This window comes from Sphingomonas silueang, from assembly GCF_040049155.1.
Taxonomy (GTDB): domain Bacteria; phylum Pseudomonadota; class Alphaproteobacteria; order Sphingomonadales; family Sphingomonadaceae; genus Sphingomonas; species Sphingomonas silueang.
The window spans coordinates 347,604-368,270 of sequence record NZ_JBDZDK010000003.1 but is presented as its reverse complement, the minus strand read 5'-3'; the positions used below and the strand labels follow the sequence as shown (position 1 = coordinate 368,270).

Here is a 20,667-nt window from a genome sequence, read left to right as displayed (position 1 = left end):
AAACTCACCGCATCAGCGGGGTCAGCGCTGCGCTTGTGGATGGCTCCACGCTGCCCCCGCTGCTACCAGCCGTGTGTCATTTCTATTTGGGGCAGAATGTGTCTTTTCTAATCAGCGGGAACAGTATCGGACCATTCCGGAGCGAGCCTGCCACTACCTGATTCCCAACTCGCCAGCGTCGCAAGGCTGAACCATCCGCGACCTTCGCAGTACCAGTCGCCGGTCAGCGACGGCGTTGCCGGGCGCGAAGATGACTGTGCCTCCGGCGGCGGCGCACATACGGCGCGATCCGCTCACCCGATCAGCAGGCGTGCGGCCAGCGCGGCGGCCAGTGCGGGGATCATGGTCGCAACGCCGACGTTCAGGAACGCGAGGAAGCCGACATCCTCGCCCTCCCGCCGGATCGCCTGGAGCCAGAGGATCGTCGCGAGGCTGCCGGTGATCGACAGGTTGGGACCGAGGTCGACTCCGATCAGCAGCGCGTCCACGACCAGCGCGGGCGGATGCGCCTGCGCCACCGCGGTGCTCGCTACCAGCCCGGCAGGCAGGTTGTTCATCAGGTTGGATGCGAAGGCCAGCAGCGTGCCCCCGATCGCCGCGCCGCGCACCGGATCGGCGGATGCGGCGCGCAATGCTTCGGCGACATGGCCGATCACGCCGGTGCGGTCGAGCGCCTCGACCAGTACGAACAGCCCGGCGACGAGCGGCAGCACGCTCCACGACACCGAACGGCCCAGCGCCACCGGCGAACGCCTCGCCAGCAGGCATACGCCCAGCGTCGTCGCGACCCCGGCGATGCAGGTCGGCAGCCCCAGCGGCACGTCGTGCGCGGAGACGACCAGCAACACCAGCGCGGTGAGCGCGATGCCGACCAGCGCCGCCCTGCCCCCGCTCGACAGCGGGTCGCGCACGACGTCGCTGGTGCACGGTGCCGCCAGCCGCCTGCGCTCGACCAGCCGGAGCGCTGCATAGGTCACGACGATCGCCGCCAGCGACGGCACGGCGAACGACGCGAACCACACGCCCAGCGGCGGCATCCGCCCGCCGTACAGCACCAGATTGGCCGGGTTGGAGATGGGCAGCACGAAGCTGGCGGCATTGGCGACCAGCGCGCAGGCGAACAGCATCGGCAGCGGATCGGCCTTCGCCTTGCGCGCGGCGGCATAGACCGCCGGGGTCAGCACCACGGCGGTCGCGTCGTTCGACAGGAAGGTCGTCGTCACCACGCCGGTCGCATAGACCAGCGCGAACAGGCGGGTGCTCGATCCGCGCGCATGGATCGCGGCGGTCGCGGCGATCCAGTCGAACAGCCCCTGCTCGCGCGCCGTTTCGCTCAGCAGCATCATGCCGATGAGGAACAGATAGACGTCGAGCCCCTTGGCGACGGCACCGATCGCCGAGTCCCACGGCATCAGTCCGAGCAACAACAGCAACGCGGCACCGGCCACGGCCCAGATCGCCTCGGGCCAGCGCAGCGGGCGTGCGATGACCCCGGCGGTGGCCGCCGCGCAAATGCCCCAGGTGACGCCGGTCGCGAGCATCACCGTCCGCGCTTCCCGTCCCGATCGGCGCGAACCGCCCCCTGCCCGTTGTTCATCATCACCCCCGTCGTGCCGGTATACGAATGCTGTGGGCAGAACCCGGAAACATTTTGAAATATCCCCCGCCCCGCAACCATGCCCGGCATGGCGGGCACGGCTACAGCAGATCGGCAGCCCGCTGGACAGGAAAATGCCGTGCCCCTATCGCCGCGCATCGTGATGACCGAACCCACCGCCCGAACCGACCAGCGATGAGCGCGGTCGGGGACGCCATCGACGAAACCGGCACGCTGATCCGTGACGGCGGAACCTTCTATCTCCAGCGCGACGCGGGCGTGCGGTACGCGCTGGAGCTGCACCGCACGCCGGTCGACATGGTCGAGAAGCGGGTGCGGCTGGCGGGCCGATTGATCGCGCCCGGACTGGTCGAGGCGGAGGGCGTCGCCCCGGCCTGACGGGCCAGCGGTCGGTCGTCGATTTCAGAGGTAACGGAATGTTTTTATGGCGTCGCACCATGGGATGCGAACAGCCGCAGGAAATAGCCGACGAAGCGCCTCGCCTCGGCGTCCATCCCGTCGCTGCCTTCGGGTTCGACGCCCCATAGCCGCCGGTTCTGGCGCGCGGCGCCCATGCCGATCAACAGCCGTGCCATGTCGACCGCGCCCTCGTCGCGCAACTCCCCGGCGGCGATCCGCCGCGCGAGATAGTCGGCGAGCGCGCGTTCGATATGGCCCGCCGCTTCCCGGTAGAAGATGCGACCGACCTCCGGAAAGCGACCGCTTTCGCCGACCACCAGCCGCCATGTCGCGACGGCATCGGGATGCGCGGTCTTGTCCATGAACGCGCGGCAGAAGTTGACCAGCGTGTCCTCCAGACCGGCGGGACCGACCAGTTCGTTCATCACCTTTCGCCGGAAGGCGGCGGTCACGTCCTCGACGACGGCGGCGAACAATTCCTCCTTGGAGGGGAAATAGGTCCACAGCGTCGCCTTCGATCCGCCGAGCGTGGTCAGCAGTCCCGACATCGAGGTCGCGGCATAGCCGTTCCGCAGGAAGGACGCGCGCGCGGCGGCGACGATCGCGGCGCGCCGGTCCTGTTTGCGCAGTTCCCGCCGTCCGGGGGCAGGGTCGCTGCTGGGGTCGTTCATAAGCTGTACTATAGAGTACAGATTGCCGTTGACAACCGGGTGGCGGCGGATCATTGCTGGGGCGTACCCCCTAGTACGGTTTTGGCATGACACGCTCGATCCCCGGCATTGCCGCCCGCCCGCTGGCGGTGGCGACGGCCCTGCTCCTGTCCGCCTGCGCCAGCGTTCCCCGGCTGGGAACGATGCCCGTCATGGCCGGGCCGCAATCCTATGCGACGGCGCAGACCCTCGGCGGCACGGCGGATGCGGCGTGGCCCGACGCGGCGTGGTGGCAAGCCTATGGCGATCCGCAGCTCGACGCGCTGATCGCCGAAGGGCTGGCCGGATCGCCCGACCTCGCCGCCGCGCGCGCCCGCATCCTGCAGGCCGACGGCTATGCGCAACAGGCGGGCGCGGTGCGGCTGCCGACGCTCGACGCATCGGGCAGCGCCGGGTTGACCAAGCAGAGCTACAACAACGGCATTCCCGCTGCCTTCGTGCCCAAGGGGTGGAACGATACCGGACGGGTGCAGGCGGAACTGGGCTTCGATCCCGACCTGTGGGGGCGCAACCGCGCCGCCTATGCCGCCGCGCGCTCGGATGCGGCGGCGGCGCGGCTCGATCTGGAGCAGGTGCGGCTGACGCTGTCGACCAATATCGCCGATGCCTATGCCGATCTCGCGCGGCTCCATGCGGCGCGCACGGTGCAGGCGGGGGCGCTCGACGTGCGGGAGCAGACGCAGCGGCTGACGGCGGACCGGGTCGCCTCGGGCCTCGATACCCAGGCCGAGCTGAAGCAGGCGCAGTCGGCGGTACCGGCGGCCCGCGCCGAGCTGGCCGCGACCGACGAGCAGATCGCGCTCACCCGCAACCGCATCGCGGCGCTGCTGGGCAAGGGGCCGGACCGGGGCCTCGCGATCGCGCCGCCCCGCGCGGCGATCGCCCCGCGCCCCCTGCCCGCCACGGTCGCGACCGACCTGATCGGGCGCCGCCCCGACGTGGTCGCGGCGCGGACGCGGGTCGAGGCGGAGGCGAGCCGGATCAAGGTCGCGCGTGCCGATTTCTACCCGTCGATCCGGTTGTCGGCGGCGTTCGGGTTGCAGTCGCTGGGCCTCGGCAATCTGTTGAATGGCGGATCGACCGCGGGCACGGTCGGCCCGGCGATAAGCCTGCCGATCTTTCGCGGCGGCGCGTTGCAGGGGCGCTACCGGGCGGCGCGCGGCGGCTATGACGCAGCGGTCGCCGATTACGACCGGACCGTCACCGACGCCTATCGCGCGGTCGCCGATGCGGTGGTCAGCCGGCGCGCGCTCACCGTCCGCCTCGCCGAATCGCGGCAGTCGCTGGCCGATGCGCAGGGTGCGTTCCGCGTGGCGCAGCTGCGCTATCGCGGCGGGCTGTCGCGCTTCCTCGACGTACTCGCCGCGCAGGACCGGGTGTTGCAGGCGCAGGCGATCGTCGCCGAACTGGACGCCCGCGCCTTCCCTCTCGACATCGCGCTGGTGCGCGCGCTCGGCGGCGGTTTCGACGCGCCGCTTGCTAAGGACCCGACCCATGGCTGATTCCGAACCCGCCGCCGCCGTGCCGCAGAACGACGCAGCCTCGCCCAGCAAGCGCCGCAAGCTGCTGACCGGCATTGCCGCCGTCGTGCTGATCGGCGCGGCGGGCTATGGCGCGTGGTACACGCTGGTCGGCAGCCATTATGTCGAGACCGACAACGCCTATGTCGGCGCGGATACCGCACAGGTGACGCCGATGATCGCCGGACAGGCGGTGGCGGTGACGGCGACGGATACCCAGGCGGTGCGGCGCGGCGACGTGCTGGTCCGGCTGGACGACGACGACGCCCGCATCGCGCTGGCGGCGGCCGAGGCCGAGCTGGCCAAGGCGAAGCGGCAGTTCGGCCAGACTTCGGCGACCAGCGGCGCGCTGGCGGCACAGGTCCGCGCCCGGCGCGCGGACGTGGAGAGCGCCCGCGCGCAACTGACCGCCGCCGACGCGGCCTTTGCCAAGGCGCAGGTCGACTATGACCGTCGGCGGCGGCTGGTCGGCGAAGGTGCGGTGTCGGGCGACGAACTGACGCAAGTCACCAACGCGCTCGCCGCGGCGCGTGCCGCGCGCGAACAGGCGCGTGCCGCCGTGGCGCAGGCCGCTTCGCAGCAGGCGGCGGCGGCAGGCAACCTCTCCGCGAACCAGGCGCTGGTCGCGGGTACCACCCCCGCCACGGCGCCGGACGTGCTGGCGGCGGAAGCGAAGGTGCGGCAGGCGCGGCTCGATCTTGCCCGCACCGTCATCCGCGCGCCGATCGACGGGGTGGTCGCCGGTCGGACGATCCAGGTCGGCCAGCGCGTGGCCTCCGGCGCCACGGTGATGCGGATCGTGCCGGTGAACCAGGTCTATGTCGATGCGAACTTCAAGGAAGGCCAGCTGACGAAGGTCAGGCCCGGCCAGCCGGTCACGCTCACCTCCGACCTCTATGGCGGTGACGTGGAATATCACGGGCGGGTCGTCGGCTTTTCGGGCGGTACCGGATCGGCGTTCGCGCTGATCCCGGCGCAGAACGCCACCGGCAACTGGATCAAGGTGGTCCAGCGCCTGCCGGTGCGCGTCGCGCTGGACCCGCGCGAACTGGCGACGCACCCGTTGCGCGTCGGCCTGTCGATGACGGCGCGCGTCGACGTGACGCGCTGACGGGAGGGCGTCGTGGCCGGGCAGGACGATTTCAAGCCGATGACCGGGCCGACGCTGCTGTTCGCCGGGATCGTGCTGGCGCTGACCAATTTCATGGTGGTGCTCGACACCACCATCGCCAATGTCTCGGTTGGGCATATCGCCGGGTCGCTCGGCATCTCGACCAGCCAGGGGACGTGGATCATCACCTCCTATGCGGTGGCGGAGGCGATCTGCGTGCCGCTGACCGGGTGGCTGGCCGGACGGTTCGGGACGGTGCGGACGTTCATCGTCAGCATGATCGGGTTCGGCGTCTTCTCGATCCTGTGCGGGCTGTCGACCAGCCTCGCGATGATCGTCGTCGCCCGGATCGGACAGGGGCTGTGCGGCGGCCCGCTGATGCCGCTGACCCAGACGATGCTGCTGCGCATCTTCCCCAGGGAACAGCATGGGCAGGCGATGGGGCTGTGGGCGATGACCACCGTCACCGCGCCGATCCTCGGGCCGATCCTCGGCGGTACGATCAGCGACAGCTGGTCGTGGCACTGGATCTTCTTCATCAACATTCCCGTGGCGATCTTTTGCGTCGTCGGTGCGCTGCGGCTGCTGACGCCTGCGGAAACGCAGCGGCAGAAGCTGAAGGTCGATCGCACCGGCCTCGCGCTGCTCGTGCTGTGGATCGGCGCGCTCCAGATCATGCTCGACATCGGGCGCGAGCATGACTGGTTCGAGGATCCGACGATCGTCATGCTCGCGCTGGTCGCGGCGATCGGCGCGGCGGTGTTCGTCGCTTGGGAATTGACCGAGCGGCAGCCGATCGTCGATCTGCGCGTGTTCCGCCACCGGGGGTTCGCGGTCGCGGTGGCGGCATTGTCGTTCGCGTTCGGCACCTTCTTCGCCTCGGTCGTACTGATCCCGCAGTGGTTGCAGGCGAGTCTGGGCTACACCTCGACCTATGCGGGCTATGCCACCGCGTTCAACGGGATGGGCGCGGTCATCATGTCGCCGATCGTCGCCAGGCTGATGAAGAAACATGATCCGCGCGCGCTGGTGTGCTTCGGCATCTTCTGGATCGCCGGGGTCACGCTGCTGCGCGTGGGCTGGACCACCGGCGCGGACTTCTGGACGCTCGCGTTCCCGCAGATATTGCAGGGGTTCGGCATGCCGTTCTTCTTCATCCCGCTGACCACCATCGCGCTGGGCGCGGTGGAGCCGCAGGAGACGGCGTCGGCGGCGGGCGTGATGAGTTTCCTGCGCACCATGGCCGGGGCGATCGGCACGTCGGTGTCGATGACCCTGTACAGCGACAACATGATCGTCGCGCGCAGCGAGATGGTGGCACGGCTGAACACCGACGACACCCGGTCGGCGCTGGCGGCGCAGGGCTTCTCGATCGACCAGATTCGCGCGGCGATCGAACTGACCGTCACGCGCGAGAGCAGCACGCTGGCGATCAACCATTTGTTTTTGCTGTCGGCGATCGTGTTCGCCTTCGCCGCGCTCATCATCTGGCTGGCCCCCCGGCCCCGGCGCATGGCAGGCCCCGGCGAGGCGCACTGACGCCCCGCCGCGCCGCGAGGAAATCCGCCGGACCGAAAACGCAATCCATTGACGGCCTTGACAGGCCGGTGCCGACGCGCTCTTATGACACCGGTTTCCAGCAAAATGCCGACGAACGGCATGGCGGGACCGTGGAGGGAGAGGACGTGACGCCAGCAATCGTCATCGCCATGCCGATGCCCGCACCGCACGCCGGTCCGGCGTCCGACTCCCGTTCGCCGGTGCAGCGCCTGCTGCAACCCGACCACCACGTTCACTGATCTCGACACCATGGCGCGATAGGCTCGCCTGAATATGACACCGGTTTCTCGGCAATGACACGGGGACCGAACTGGGGAGGATGACAGGATGACGGCTCACGGAATGTTGCGCATCGGCGCATCGGCGCTGGCGCTGGCGATCGCCACGGGCGCACAGGCGCAGGACGGCACGGCGGTGGCCCCGGTCACGACCGCGCCGCTGCCCTCCGCACAGGATCGCCCCGCCCCGCCCGCGGGTTCGCCCGAGGCGAGCAACGCACCCGGCGCGCAGCAGGACGAGGTGCCCGCCCCCGCCGACGATCCCGCAGGCGAGATCGTCGTCACCGGCTATCGCGCGTCGCTGCGCACCTCGATCGTCGACAAGCGCGATTCGACCGTGCAGGTCGATTCGATCAACGCCGAGGACATCGCCGACTTCCCCGACAACAACCTCGCCGAATCGCTCCAGCGCCTGCCCGGCGTGTCGATCGATCGCGACAACGGCGAAGGCCGCTCGATCACCGTGCGCGGTTTGGGCGGTGACTTCAACCGCACCCGCCTGAACGGGCTGGAAGCGTTGGCGACCGCCGGATCGAACGATTCGGGCACCAGCCCCAACCGCAGCCGATCGTTCGATTACAATACCTTCGCCTCCGAACTGTTCAGCTCGCTGAAGGTGCAGAAGACGCCGTCCGCCGAAACCGACGAGGGGTCGCTGGGCGCCACCATCGATCTCCAGACCGGGCGACCGTTCGATTACAAGAAGGGCGCGTTCGCGCTGTCGGCGGAAGGCAGCTATCAGGACAATATCGGCAAGTGGACGCCGCGCCTCGCGGGCCTCGCCTCCAAGACCTTCAACGAAGGCACGATGGGGCTGCTCGTCTCGGCGGCGTGGAGCAAGTCCGAGAATGCGATCGACCAGTATCGCCGCGGCGCGGGCCAGTCGGACTATGTCTATCGCGGATCGACCTGGGCGGGGAACGAGAACCCGCAGCGCGCGGGCTTCGCCGCGCCGACCGGCACCAGCTTCGGCAGCGCGATCACCAATCCGGATGCGATCGCCGCGCTGACCGGATCGAACCCCGCCGCCTATGCCAAGCTCTATCCCGGCGCGCCGTTCAACACGCCGGGGCGGTTCGACAATTCGACCGTGCGCTTCCCCGCCCTCCCCTCCATCGAGCAGCAGGACGTGGCATATGAGCGCCTCGGCCTCACCGCCTCCTATCAATGGCAGATGGGCGACAAGACGCGGCTGAGCATCGACGGGCTGTATTCGCGCTTCAAGAACCGCAGCTCGATCTATCAGGTGTCGCCGGTCGGGCTGAACCGCAACAACACCAACGCGACCTACAACACGGCGGGCAACAACCTGACGCCGCAGGCGGCACGCGCCCTCTATCCGGGTATCTGCACGCCCAATGCCGGATCGGACCTGGTCCCGGCGCAGGATTGCGGGCAGCAGCTCTACGGCAATACCCCGGCCTTCTCGACCGCGCTGAACGCGCAGGGGCAGCTGGTGTCGTCGGTGCTGGCGCCGTCGGCGACGGTGCCGGGCGCGGTGGCGGCGAACAACCCGACCACCTCGAACATCTTCAGCACCAACCCGTTCAACCTCGATCCCTATGACTATTACAACAACCCCAATTCGGTCGGCTATATTCCCTCGAGCAACCGGCTTGCCTATCGCGGATCGCTGATCGGGCGTCCGGCGGTGCGGGTGCAGGACGTCAACGTCACCAACGGCAACGTCGACTATCTGGTCGCGAGCAACATCGACTTCCGCTCGGCGGTCGACCAGTCCGAATATACCACCGAGTTCAAGCAGGCGTCGCTCCAGTTCGAGCATGAGTTCACCGACAATTTCCGCACGGTGTTCGTCGGCGGCCTGTCGGAATCGACCAATCGCCAGGAAGGGCTGCTCGTCGAGTTCAACCGGATGGATTCGCCGGGCAATTTCGTCTTCGACGCACGCGACGGCGGCGACATGCCGCTGATGAGCTTCGGCTTCGACGCCGCCAACCCGGACAACTGGGATACCGTCAAGGGCTTCTCCGGCATCCGCCGCTTCCTCCGCAACACCAAAAACACCTACAAGCAGGGCAAGATCGATTTCGACTGGCGGGTCAACGACAGCTTCAACATCGGCTTCGGCGGCAACTACCGCGAGTATGAATTCACCACCCGCCAGTTCGAGCGCAACAACGACCTGCTGAACCCGACGCTGCGCGAAGCGGGCATGCGCGCGTCGCAGATGGGCCAGGTGATCGATTTCGGCCAGGGACTGGACGTGCCCGAAGGCACGCTCACCAGCTTCTATGCGCCGAACATCGCGGCGTTCGACAATCTGTTCGACTTCACCTGCAACTGCGTGAACAAATGGGGCGACTGGCGCCTGACCGACCGGCGCAACGGCGGTCGCGAGAATTTCAACGTGCTGGAGAAGGACACCGGCTTCTACGTCCAGTTCGACTGGACCAGCGAGCTGTTCGGGCGACCCTTCCGCGGCAACGCCGGTACCCGCATCGCGATCACCGACGTGACCTCGAACGGCACGACGCCAGCCGGGCGCGGGATCACCGGCACCAACCGCTACACCGATTTCCTGCCGTCGCTGAACGCGGTGTTCGAGCCGGTCGACGACCTGCTGCTGCGTGTCGGCGCGTCGCGGGTGATGGCGCGGCCGCTGCTCGGCAACCTCTCGCCCTCGATCACGGGGCTCAGCATCCCGAGCACCGGCGATACCGTCGGCGCGACGCTGACGATCGGCAATCCGCGGCTCAATCCGTTCCGCTCGACCAATCTCGACGCCAGCGTGGAATGGTATTTCGCGCCGGGCGGGCTGCTGAGCGTCGCAGGCTTCAGCAAGCAGATTTCCAGCTTCCCGCAGACCATCTCGTTCTCGGGGCCGTTGTCGCAGTTCACCGACGCGGCGACGATCGAGGCGATCCGGGCGCAGATCACCGATCCGATCCAGCTCGCCTATCTGAACGCCAACAACCCGTTCGTCGCGCGCCAGTTCGCCGATGCGCCGGGCGGATACCTGCGCGGGTTCGAGATCAGCTATCAGCAGGAGCTCGACTTCCTGCCGTGGTATTTCAAGAACTTCGGAATCCAGCTCAACTATACCTACATCAAGTCCGAGCTGAACTATATCCTCGATCCGGGTCGGGCGGCGTCGGGCAATCTGGCGGCGATCCCGGCGACCACCGGGACCGCGCCGTTCCTCGGCGTGTCGCCGCAATCGGTCAACGGCACGCTTGCCTATGAGACGAGCAAGTTCCGCGCGCGCGTCTCGGTCGCCTATCGCAAGGGTTATTCGCAGACCTATCCGATCGCGGGCGGTTCGTGCGCGCCGGGGTTGCAGAACAGCCCGGCCAACCCCTCGGTCGCGGGTACGCCGTGCGACGCGCCGCTGGTGAACGATTTCATCTTCAGCCGCGACACCACCAACGTCGATGCGTCGATGAGCTACAAGTTCACCGACTGGCTCTCGGTCAGCGCCGAAGGACTGAACCTGACCAACCAGCCGAGCCAGCGCTATGCCTATCAGGGTCAGGAAGCCGTGACCCAGTATAGCGCCGCCGGTCCGATCTACCGCGTGGGCGCGCGCCTGCGGTTCTGACGGGTCTCCCCATGAGACCGCCTGCCCTCCGCCGGTACGCCCGGCGGAGGGATATTTTGCAGGAGCCAAGCCGATGATCTCTCGCCGCGATGCGTTTCGTACCCTCGGCGCGGCGGGGGCCGCGGCCGCGCTGCCCGTGACGCTGGAGGCCGCCGCCGCCCCGGGGGCGAAGGGCGCCGTACCCGACCATGCGCGCGGCTACGACAACCAGCGGATCGCCGATCTGGGCGACGGGCGGTTCCGCAATCCGCTGATGGCCGGGGACCATCCCGATCCGACGATCCTGAAGGATGGTCGCGATTACTACATGACCTTCTCGACGTTCGATTCCTATCCCGGCCTCGTGATCTGGCACTCGCGCGATCTCATCAACTGGACCCCGCGCACCGCCGCGCTGACGAAGAACATCGGGTCGGTGTGGGCGCCGGAGCTGACGAAGCACAAGGGGCGCTATTATCTTTACATCCCGACCAAGAACCCGACGACCAACTGGGTGATCTGGGCCGACCGGATCGACGGGCCATGGTCCGAGCCGGTCGACCTGAAGCTGACCGCGCATATCGATCCGGGCCATGCGGTGGGCGAGGACGGATCGCGCTGGCTGTTCCTGTCGGGCGGGGATCGCATCCGCCTGTCCGACGACGGGCTGTCGACGGTCGGCGCGGTCGAGCATGTCTACGACCCGTGGCGCTATCCCGACGACTGGGATGTCGAGGGGTTCAGCCCGGAAGGGCCGAAGGTCATGCGCCACGGCGACTATTACTATCTCATCACCGCCGTCGGGGGCACCGCGGGGCCGCCGACCGGGCATATGGTGATCGCCGCACGGTCGAAATCGATCCACGGGCCCTGGGAGCATCATCCCGGCAACCCGATCGTCCGCACGACCTCGACCGACGAGCAATGGTGGTCGCGGGGGCACGCCACGCTGGTCGAGGGGCCGGACGGGAGCTGGTGGTCGGTCTATCACGGCTATGAGAACGGCTATTGGACGCTCGGGCGGCAGACGCTGCTCGATCCGGTGGAATGGACCGCCGACGGCTGGTTCCGCATGACCGGCGGCGACCTGTCGCAACCGATGGCCAAGCCGAAGGGCGGCACGGCGTCGCGCCACGGCCAGCCGTTGTCGGACGACTTCGCGACGCTGGCGCTGGGCACCAAGTGGAATTTCTTCCGTCCCACCCCGGAGGACCGCGCGCGGGTGCGGGTCGAGGGCGGCGCGCTGCTGCTCGACGCGCGGGGCAAGGCGCCGTCGGACGGCGCACCGCTGCTGCTGATCGCGGGCGATACCGGCTATCGCTTCGAGTGCGATATCGAGATCGCGCCGGGCGGCACGGCGGGGCTGATCCTGTTCTACGACGACCGGCTGTATTGCGGGCTGGGGTTCGACGAGAAGCGCTTCGTCACCCACCAGTACGGCATCGAGCGCGGGCGTCCGGCCAATCCGCACGGGCGGCGGATGCGGATGCGCGTCACCAACGACCGGCATATCGTGTCCTTCCATACCAGCGCCGACGGCGGGCGGACGTGGAGCCGGTTCGACCGCGGCATGGAGGTGTCGGGCTATCACCACAATGTGCGCGGCGGATTCCTGATGCTGCGGCCCGGGCTCTATTCGGCGGGCAGCGGCACGGCGCGCTTCCGGGATTTCCGGTTCGCGGCATTGTGACCGTGCGCGCGCTGCTCCTCGCCCCGCTGGCGATCGTCGCCGCGCTTCCGGCCAGCGCACAGGTGCTGCACGTATCGCCCGACCGGCCCGACGCCTTTCGCACCGTGCAGGCGGCGATCGATGCGCTGCCCGCGACCGGCGGCACCATCCTGATCGCGCCGGGCGTCTATCGCGAGAAGCTGGCGATCCGGGGCAACGACGTGCGCCTGCGCGGCACCGGGCGCGATCCCGCCGCCGTCGTGCTGGTATATGGCGACGCATCGCTGACGGTCGGCGGCACGGTCAAGTCGGCGACGCTGACCGTCAGCGGCGACGGATTCCGCGCGACCAACCTGACCGTGCAGAACGATTACTGGCTCGACCCGAAACATCCGCCGTCGCAGGCGGTCGCCCTTGCGCTGACCGGCGACCGCGCGGTGGTGCGCCGGGTGCGGCTGCTCGGGCATCAGGACACGCTCTATGCCAATCGCGGGCCGGGCAAGCGCCCGGCGCGGCAATATTTCCGCGACTGCTATATCGAGGGGCATGTCGACTTCATCTTCGGCGATGCCAAGGCCTATTTCGATCGCTGCCGGATCCATGCGCTGGCGAACGAGATGGTGTGGTACACCGCGCAGAGCCGCAACGCGCCCGATGACGAGGGCAGCGCCTATGTGTTCGACCGGTCGCGCTTCACCGCCGCGCCGGGCGCGCGCAACATCGCGCTGGGGCGTGCGTGGCGGCCCTATGCGCGGGTCGTCCTGCTCGATGCGCGGCTCGATGCGCCGGTGATCCCGGCGGGCTGGACCGAATGGACGGCGGGCAGGACGACGACCTTCGATACCGCCTATTACGCCGAATATCGCTCGACCGGGCCGGGCGCGTCCCCCGCCACCCGCGAACCGCGCACGCACCAGTTGACGGCGGGGCAGGCGACGCGGTGGCGGTTGGCGAGCTTCTTCGGCGGCGACCTGCACTGGATGCGGTGAACGCCTCAGCGTGGGACCGGCAGCACGAATGCGGACGGCGCGAGCGCCCGATCGCGGGTGAACGCCGCCTTGGCGACCGCGCCCCTGAACGGCCAGATGCGGTTCAGCCGGATGCCGACCGATGCCTTGCCCGGCGTCTGGGGCGTGAAGCCGGTCGCCGCCTCCGCCTGCAACGCGCCGTCGACATAGGATCGATAGGTCGTCCCGTCATAGCTTTGCGCGACATGATACCAGCGCCCGACGGAAAAGCGCTTCTCGGGCACGATCAGCACCTGGCTGTAGCCCTCGCCCTTGATGAAGGCGTCGAGATACCATTCGGCCCCGACCACGCGAATCTCGAACAGTATCCGCCCGCCGTTGCCGCCGGGGCGCGCATCGCCCTCCAGATGGAACCAGCGCTGCTCGAACACGCCGCCGTCGGGACGGAACAGCGCCTCGAAGGTGAAGCGCGCCGCCCCGGCCAGCGGATGGTCGGCGACGAACAGCGCATCGTCGATCCCGTCGAACGCGACCGCCCGGCCATAGGGGGAGCTGATGAGCGTCGGGCGTCCCATCATGCCCGCAGGGTGGCCGCCGATCCGGTCGAGCCGGTCGAACGTCCACACTTCCGCCGCCGCGCCTGCACGGCCGATCGCGGGGGTCAGCGCCAGTGCCGCGGCCCCGCCGACCAGGGTGCGTCGATCGAAAACTGCCGCCATAGCCTCACGCCGCCTTGCCTGATGATACCGGTTACCATAGGCTTATATCGAACCGCCGCCGGGCGCCATAGCCCGGCGCCGACCGGACCGGGCAGAGACCCGGACACCGCTGGGAGAGTAGCATGACCCGACATCTGCCGCGCATCGCCGCGACCATCGCCGCCCTGCTGGCCGGGGCGGCCCATGCCCAGGGCGCACCGGGCGGCGACGACCTGCTGTTCCGCGTCTCCGCCGACCGGACGCTCGACGCCGATGTTTCGGGCGGCGAGGCCAAGCCCAATTTCCGCAGCAACGTCACCATCGTGCCGGACGGTGCGATCGGCGGCGCGGCGCGCTGGGCCGACGACGGCTATGTCGCGTGGAAGGCGCCGGGCAACATGCATGCGGCGCGCGGCACGCTGTCGTTCTTCTGGCGATCGCGCACGCCGGTCGGCGAAGCGCCGTTCGTGATCTTCCGCGCGGGCTATGCCGATCATTCGAGCTGGGACATGGCGTTCCTGCGCATCGACTGGAACGGGCACGGGTTCGATGCCTTCGTCACCGACGCCAATCTCTCGCGGGTGCGGGTGTCGTTCCGCATCGACCGGCTGCCAAGTCCCGCGGCATGGTCGCACATCGCGTTCGGCTGGGACGAGACGCAGGGCGTGCGCCTGTACGTCGACGGGCGCGAGGTGGCGCGGAACGAGACGAAGGCCGATCTCGACGCTTCGCTCGACAGCTTCGGGCTCGCCGGGCGGGTGCTGTCGCCGCATCAGGTGCAGAGCCGCTACAATTTCATGCGCGGGTCCGATCTCGACGAGATACGGGTGTATGGGCGGATGCTGGATGCGGCGGGCGTCGCCGCGCTGGCCGCGAAGCGCGATCCGCAGCCGGTCGCCGCAGATCCCGCCACCGGGCAGCGGGCGGCATGGCTGCACCGCTATGGCTGGGACAATGCCACGCCGCCGCTGCTCGACGCCGCGACGACGATCGTGCGCAAGGTCGAGTTCGCCGATGCGAAGGACCTGAAGCAATGGATGTGGAAGGGCGTGGACGGCATTGCCGAGACGACATGGCCCGGCGTCTACAATCGCTCGCGCCTGCCCGGTCGCAACGATTATTTCCAGCTGCCCGACTGGAACACCTATGTCGAAGGCGGCAAGACCTATGCGCTGACCGTGCCCGAGGGGGTGCGGTTCAACCGGGTGGAGGTGCGCGGCGCTGCCTATGGCACGCTCGACTGGCGCGACGGCGGCGATAGCACCCGCCTCGCCACCCGGCCCAGGGGGGTGGTGCGCAGCGTCGATCAGTTCGCACCCCGCACCGGCGGCGTGCTGCGCTTCACCAATGTGATGCAGGAACAGCCGATCCAGGAAATCTGGGCCTATGACGTGGCGGCGGGCAAGGTGCCGCAGGGCAGCTTCCAGCTCGACTATACCATCCGCAGCGCGCTCGACCCCGATCTGGCGATCCTCGAGCCGCTCAACCGCCATATTACGGGACGGTACGCGCCCGACGAGCGGACCACGGTGCTGGCCATGCCGACCTCGGGCGTGAAGGCGGCGGTCGGTGCGGGTGCGGCGGGCGGCACCGCCGAGCGACGAGCGCAGGCCGGAGCGGCACCGATCGTCCATGTGCTGATCCCCGCCAGCTTCGGCCCGGCGCGTCCCGACGGCCCAGTGGCACGCGCGTGGGACTATGGCTGGCAGAACATCCATGACGGGCTGGACGGGATCGCGATCGAGCTGCCCGCGCTGAAGGGTACGGGGCCGATCCCGCTCAACATCCGGGTGAAGGACCCGATCTGGCCCGACCGCGACATGATCGACCTGTCGGTATCGGTTCCGGCGGGGCAGGCGCGCACGTTGTTCCTCGACCTGCGCGACCGCATCCTGTCCGCTGACAGCCTGTATCTCTCGATCGCGTCCGCCCTGCCCGGCTTCGGTGCGGAAAGCGTCGACGGCACCCGCATCCGGCTGGTATTCAAGCCGCGGGGCGAGACGATGCGCGAGCATGTCGCCGACCGGTTCAACCAGGTGCGCGACAACTGGGGCTATCTGGTCGAGGAACATACCGCCTCGCGCCGCATGCCGCTGTACGACCGGCTGTACCGCGATATCTCCGACCTGTTGCGCGTCGATCCCGGGCATCGCGAAGGGCGCGCCTATTGGGCGGACATCAACTATCGCCCCGAGAATTATCCGTCGGTCGCCCTGCCCGCGCCGCCGCCGGGCGTCCCCGCATGGGCGTTCCGCCAGGTCGAGGACCTCAAGGCGTCGCGCCGCTTCGTGAACTGGTGGATCGACCACCGGCAGGTGCCGTACGGCGACTTCGGCGGCGGCATCTCCGACGACAGCGACCTGACGCAGCAATGGCCGGGCCTCGCGCTGATGGGGGTCGATCCCGACAAGATCAACCGCTCGCTGCGCGCGCTGTCCGACGCGGTATATCGCAACGGCATGATTACCAATGGGCTGAGCACGATCGAGACCGACGAGCTGCATGTCTATGAGGAAGGCCTCAACAGCAATGCCGAGCGGCTGTACCTGAACTGGGGCGAGCCGCTGGCGGTGGAGCGGCTGATGGACACTGTGGCGGGCCTGTCGCGGGTGCTGCTGCGCAATCCGGCGGGACACGTCCATTTCGCGTCGAGCTGGTACGGCGGGCGCAAGATCTACCGCGACGAACCATGGGCGTGGCAGAAGCCCTATGCCTTTACCGTCATGCACGTGCCGACGATGCTCGGCGCGTTCAACGCGCATCCGGCGGCGGTGGCGCAGGTGACGGGGGTGATGGACGGGCTGCTGGCCCATGCGAAGGTCGATGCGAAGGGTGTGCCCGCCTATCCCAACGAGATCGGGTGGACGAGCGATGCCGAGCGCGCGGGCGACGGCGGCGGGGCATCGGTCCCGCTCCAGACCGCGTGGAGCGCGTGGCGCTTCACCGGCAATGCCAAGTATCTCGCGCCGATCACCGCGCGCGCGGCACGTGGAGGACCGGGTGGCCTGTCGGAACTGGGCGACAATCTGTTCGACCGGCTGCCGCAAGGGGCCGACTGGCGCAAGGCACTGGCGGCGGGCAAGGGCGACAGTGACTTCGCGCGCTATGCCCGGTGGAGCGAGACGGGGGACACCGCCCCGCTCGCCGAACTGCATGCCGATGCGCTGAAGCTGAAGCTGCAACAGCAATATATGCTGACCGAGGGGCATTGGTGGTCCGACCGGGTCGATTCCCCGACCGAGATGCTCCAGCGCGAGCGGCTGGGCGCGGTGGCGCTCCGGCGGAACAGCCATTACCCGACGCATTTCGTCAGCTGGCGGTTCGCGCAGCCCGACGGGGCGGAACAGGTCGCGATCCTGCTGCCCGGCGCAAGGCCGGATCGGCTGCGGATCATCGCGCATAACCTGTCGGGCGTCGAACAGCGCGCGGCGATGACGGCATGGAACGTGACTGCAGGCGAGTGGCGCGTGACGCAGGGCACCAGCGGCGACGACGGGCGAACGGTCACGGCGACCGGTACGCCGCGCACGGTGACGCTGGAGCGCAGCGGCGCGATCGACCTAGCCTTCGCGCCCGGCACGACCAGCGTGTTCGACCTCGAACTGGTCCGCGCGACGACCCCGGTCGAGCAGCGCCCCGACATCGGCATCGGTACGCATGACGTGACGGTTCGGGGCCGCGAGGTGCGGCTGACCGTCCATGGGCTGGGCAGCACCGCCTCCCCCGCCGGTCGGGCGATGCTGGTCGATACCGCCGGACGGGCGGTGGCCGAGGCGGCGATCCCCGCGCTCGACGCGCCGCTCGACCTGAAGCCGCGTACCGCGACCGTCCGGCTGCGCCTGCCCGCCGGGGTCGCTGCCGATACGCTGACCGCCGCGATCGCGCTGAACGGCGACGCGCCCGAACTTACCCGCCTGAACAACCGGGTGGCGGTGAAGGACCGCGAGGCGCCGGTCGTGCCCGATCCGGTCAGCCGGTGATGGTGACGCTGCGCCCGGCGCGCCGCCCGTCGGCGCTGCGGGTGCGCAGCGTCACCGGGCCGGATACCGCGACCGGGCCGGTATAGCGCTGCCACGCAGCCGTGCCGATGCGATATTCGATCGCGGTGCCGGGGAACTCGCTCACCGCTTCCAGCCGCCCGGCGACGATCCGCGCGCCCGGCGGGGCGAGGCGATAGGCGATCCCGGCCTTGTCCAGCGCCGCCTGCGCCACGCCGACCCGGCCCGCAAAACCGCGCCAGTCGGCGAGGATGGCGGCACGGTCCACCCGCGGGTCGCCGAGGCCATAGCCCGCGCCCGCGACATAGGCCGGTTCCCATGCGGGCCTGCGCCAGCCGCGCTCGGCAAGGGCCAGCAGGCGGGGGAACAGCATATACTCGACCTGCCCGTCGCTGCGGACCGTCTCGCTCCACAACTGCGCCTGCACGCCCTTGATCCCGCGACCGGGTTCGAGCGGCACCGTGTCGGCGACGGGCAGCGGGCGCTGCTGGATATCCGGGATCAGCGCGGCATTGGCGGGCAGGTTGCCCGGCATGAACGCGAACACCTGAAACGGATCGACCCCGCGCGATGCCCAGTCATAGCCGCCCTCGTCCGGGTCGGGGGCATAGGGCATGTCGAAATAGCCGAGATCGGGCACCGACAGCACGATGTCCCAGCCGCGATTGGCCTGGGCATGCGCCTCGGCAGGTGCGCCGGTGTGCACCCCGCTCCAGATGTTCGACTGGACGCGGGCAGGCATCTTCGCGGTTTCGGTGTGGCCCATGCCGTCGCTCCACCCTGCGACCTTGATGCCGCGCTTCGCCAGATCGCCCGCCACGCGCTCGATGAAATAGCCGCCGAGCTGCTTTGCCTCCAGCCCGCGCGCCGCCATCGTCGCGCGGCAGGCGGGCGACTGCGACCATGCGCCCGCCGTCTCGTCCGCGCCGATGTGATAGGTTTGCAGCGGCATCCCGGCGCGCGCGTGCAGCGCCCGCAGCTCGTCGATCACCGTGTCGAGGAAGCGATAGGTCTGCTCGATGCAGACGTTCAGCGTATTGTCGTCATAGTTCTGCACGCTGCGATAGGCGGTGGTATCGCCCGGCTCGACCAGCCGATACGCCTCCGCCCCCGCACGGTCGCCCGCCGCGAGCAACCGGCGATAGCGCACCTCCATCGCCCGGATCGCGGCGCGCGAATGGCCGGGCATGTCGAACGACGGGATCACCTCGATCCCGCGCGCCTTCGCCAGGGCCAGCAGGCCCAGATAATCGGCTTGCGACAGATAGCCGCTGGTCGGCGCGTCGCGCGCCGGATCGGCCCCCAGTTGCGGCTGGAGGCAGGTCGCCTCGCGCGCGTCGAGGCAGCGATAGGCCCCTACCTGCGTCAGTTCGGGCAGGCGGCGGATCTCCATCCGCCATCCCTCGTCGTCACCCAGATGCAGGTGCAGCTTGTTCAGCTTGTATGCCGCCATCTGCTCGATCAGCCGGGCGATCTCCGCCTTGCCATGGAAGTTGCGCGCCAGATCGAGGTGCAGGCCGCGGAAGCCGTAGCGCGGCGTATCCTCGACCAGCAGCGGGCGCATCCGCCCCTGCTCATAGCCTGCCTGTTGCACCAGCGAGCGCAGCGCATGGCGCGCGCCGTCGGCATCGGCGGCATCGATCCGCACCGCGCCGTCCGCCACCCGCAGCCGATAGCCCTCGGCGGGGAGCGTCCGGTCGAGCGTCACCGTCACCGCCGTGCCGCGTCCACCGCGATAGGGAAAGGCGTCGAGTGCCGCGCGCAGCGCGCCGGACGGAACCGCGCTGCGCGCCAGCCGCAGCCCGCCGGTCAGGTCGGTCACGCCGCCCGCCGGACGGGTGGCCGTGGACGGTGCGGGCAGGATCGCGACGTCGGGAACGGTCGCCGCCCCCCGCCCGGCATAGCGGGCGAAGGCGCGTTCGGGGGTCAGCCATTCGGTGCGGTCGGTCGGCGCCACCCGCGCCAGCTTCGCCTCGTCGGTCATCGGCGCGACGAACGGCAGCGTCTCCAGCCCCGTCTCGCGGTCGATCCCGGTCCGCGTCGCGGCGATCACACGCGGGGCGAGGCCGGGCACCAGCAGATGCGCATTAGGCATCGCATGGGTGCGCGACAGATATTTGCCCAGCCCGATGATACCGATGCGATAGGTCCGGCCCGGCTCCAGCCGCCGGCCGGGCTTCACCGACAGGGCGTTCAGGTCGCCGTTGACCAGCCGCCAGTCGAACAGGTCGCTCTCGATACCGATCACCCGGCTGACGAAGCCGAAGTGCAGTTCGGGCGATGCGACCCCGGCGGGCAGGTCGGCGGGAACCGTCAGCAGGATTTCCGAGCGGAAGCACTTGCCCTCGCCATTGGGGCAGTCGGGCGGAAGGTTGTCGAGGATCGCGAAGCGATAGCCGAGCGAGGCGGCGAAGCGGTCGAGATCGGCCTGCACCGGCGCCTGCGCCGCCGCAGGGGCCGCGCCGCACAGCGCCAGTCCGATCAGCCATCGCCGCATGTCGTCACCTCTTTTCGTCAATGAAAGCGGTTTGCCGCTCACCCGCCGCCCGGTCAATCGCCCCATGGCATTCGGCGGCGACCGCGATAGCATGGGCGGC

At 69.1% G+C, this 20,667-nt stretch carries 12 protein-coding genes; 8 read left to right on the top strand and 4 right to left on the bottom strand.

Features of this window, described 5'->3' with window-relative positions; translation table 11 throughout:
* Window positions 1-293 precede the first annotated feature (293 nt).
* Window positions 294-1,544, bottom strand: a complete 1,251-nt coding sequence (locus ABLE43_RS05460; protein WP_348977462.1) for an arsenic transporter — start codon at window positions 1,542-1,544, stop codon at window positions 294-296.
* 248 nt (window positions 1,545-1,792) lie between these two features.
* Here ABLE43_RS05460 and ABLE43_RS05455 point away from each other — a divergent pair, with 248 nt between their 5' ends.
* The gene (locus ABLE43_RS05455) at window positions 1,793-1,996 is read left to right on the top strand and encodes a DUF5818 domain-containing protein (protein ID WP_348977461.1); all 204 of its coding nucleotides are present in this window, start codon (window positions 1,793-1,795) and stop codon (window positions 1,994-1,996) included.
* 44 nt (window positions 1,997-2,040) lie between these two features.
* On the opposite strand, the gene ABLE43_RS05450 is transcribed toward ABLE43_RS05455, so the two are convergent.
* Window positions 2,041-2,688: a TetR/AcrR family transcriptional regulator gene (locus ABLE43_RS05450; protein ID WP_348977460.1), complete on the bottom strand. Its 648-nt coding sequence runs from the start codon at window positions 2,686-2,688 to the stop codon at window positions 2,041-2,043.
* Window positions 2,689-2,774: 86 nt separating this feature from the next.
* On the opposite strand from ABLE43_RS05450, the gene ABLE43_RS05445 reads away from it, so the two are divergent.
* The 6 genes from ABLE43_RS05445 (at window position 2,775) to ABLE43_RS05420 (ending at window position 13,395) form a co-directional block, all read left to right on the top strand.
* Window positions 2,775-4,229, top strand: coding sequence for an efflux transporter outer membrane subunit (locus tag ABLE43_RS05445; protein ID WP_348977459.1), 1,455 nt, complete (start codon window positions 2,775-2,777; stop codon window positions 4,227-4,229).
* The gene (locus ABLE43_RS05440; protein ID WP_348977458.1) at window positions 4,222-5,358 is read left to right on the top strand and encodes an HlyD family secretion protein; all 1,137 of its coding nucleotides are present in this window, start codon (window positions 4,222-4,224) and stop codon (window positions 5,356-5,358) included. Before ABLE43_RS05445 ends, ABLE43_RS05440 begins: the two co-directional genes overlap by 8 nt.
* Window positions 5,359-5,370: 12 nt before the next feature.
* The gene (locus ABLE43_RS05435; protein ID WP_425475228.1) at window positions 5,371-6,897 is read left to right on the top strand and encodes a DHA2 family efflux MFS transporter permease subunit; all 1,527 of its coding nucleotides are present in this window, start codon (window positions 5,371-5,373) and stop codon (window positions 6,895-6,897) included.
* A 348-nt stretch (window positions 6,898-7,245) separates the two neighbouring features.
* Window positions 7,246-10,758 (top strand): TonB-dependent receptor, encoded by a 3,513-nt coding sequence (locus tag ABLE43_RS05430; protein ID WP_348977457.1) that lies wholly within the window; start codon window positions 7,246-7,248, stop codon window positions 10,756-10,758.
* Window positions 10,759-10,831: 73 nt separating this feature from the next.
* Window positions 10,832-12,427 (top strand): family 43 glycosylhydrolase, encoded by a 1,596-nt coding sequence (locus ABLE43_RS05425; protein ID WP_348977456.1) that lies wholly within the window; start codon window positions 10,832-10,834, stop codon window positions 12,425-12,427.
* A gap of 2 nt (window positions 12,428-12,429) precedes the next feature.
* Window positions 12,430-13,395, top strand: a complete 966-nt coding sequence (locus ABLE43_RS05420; RefSeq protein ID WP_348977455.1) for a pectinesterase family protein — start codon at window positions 12,430-12,432, stop codon at window positions 13,393-13,395.
* A gap of 5 nt (window positions 13,396-13,400) precedes the next feature.
* On the opposite strand, the gene ABLE43_RS05415 is transcribed toward ABLE43_RS05420, so the two are convergent.
* Window positions 13,401-14,093, bottom strand: a complete 693-nt coding sequence (locus tag ABLE43_RS05415) for a LamG-like jellyroll fold domain-containing protein (protein ID WP_348977454.1) — start codon at window positions 14,091-14,093, stop codon at window positions 13,401-13,403.
* A gap of 122 nt (window positions 14,094-14,215) precedes the next feature.
* Between ABLE43_RS05415 and ABLE43_RS05410 the strand changes: the two genes are divergently transcribed.
* Window positions 14,216-18,052 (top strand): LamG-like jellyroll fold domain-containing protein, encoded by a 3,837-nt coding sequence (locus tag ABLE43_RS05410; RefSeq protein ID WP_348977453.1) that lies wholly within the window; start codon window positions 14,216-14,218, stop codon window positions 18,050-18,052.
* On the opposite strand, the gene ABLE43_RS05405 is transcribed toward ABLE43_RS05410, so the two are convergent.
* Entirely contained in the window at window positions 18,042-20,567 is a 2,526-nt protein-coding gene (locus tag ABLE43_RS05405; RefSeq protein ID WP_348977452.1) for a family 20 glycosylhydrolase, read from the bottom strand. The two genes, ABLE43_RS05410 and ABLE43_RS05405, sit on opposite strands and share 11 nt — an antisense overlap.
* Window positions 20,568-20,667 lie beyond the last annotated feature (100 nt).

What these genes read in the sequence shown, in the direction of transcription:
- ABLE43_RS05455 (WP_348977461.1), top strand. Translation starts at nt 1,793, where the DNA reads ATGAGCGCGGTCGGGGACGCCATCGACGAAACCGGCACGCTGATCCGT.
- ABLE43_RS05440 (WP_348977458.1), top strand. Translation starts at nt 4,222, where the DNA reads ATGGCTGATTCCGAACCCGCCGCCGCCGTGCCGCAGAACGACGCAGCC.
- ABLE43_RS05450 (WP_348977460.1), bottom strand. Translation starts at nt 2,688, where the DNA reads ATGAACGACCCCAGCAGCGACCCTGCCCCCGGACGGCGGGAACTGCGC.
- ABLE43_RS05405 (WP_348977452.1), bottom strand. Translation starts at nt 20,567, where the DNA reads ATGCGGCGATGGCTGATCGGACTGGCGCTGTGCGGCGCGGCCCCTGCG.
- ABLE43_RS05410 (WP_348977453.1), top strand. Translation starts at nt 14,216, where the DNA reads ATGACCCGACATCTGCCGCGCATCGCCGCGACCATCGCCGCCCTGCTG.
- ABLE43_RS05445 (WP_348977459.1), top strand. Translation starts at nt 2,775, where the DNA reads ATGACACGCTCGATCCCCGGCATTGCCGCCCGCCCGCTGGCGGTGGCG.
- ABLE43_RS05415 (WP_348977454.1), bottom strand. Translation starts at nt 14,093, where the DNA reads ATGGCGGCAGTTTTCGATCGACGCACCCTGGTCGGCGGGGCCGCGGCA.
- ABLE43_RS05425 (WP_348977456.1), top strand. Translation starts at nt 10,832, where the DNA reads ATGATCTCTCGCCGCGATGCGTTTCGTACCCTCGGCGCGGCGGGGGCC.
- ABLE43_RS05430 (WP_348977457.1), top strand. Translation starts at nt 7,246, where the DNA reads ATGACGGCTCACGGAATGTTGCGCATCGGCGCATCGGCGCTGGCGCTG.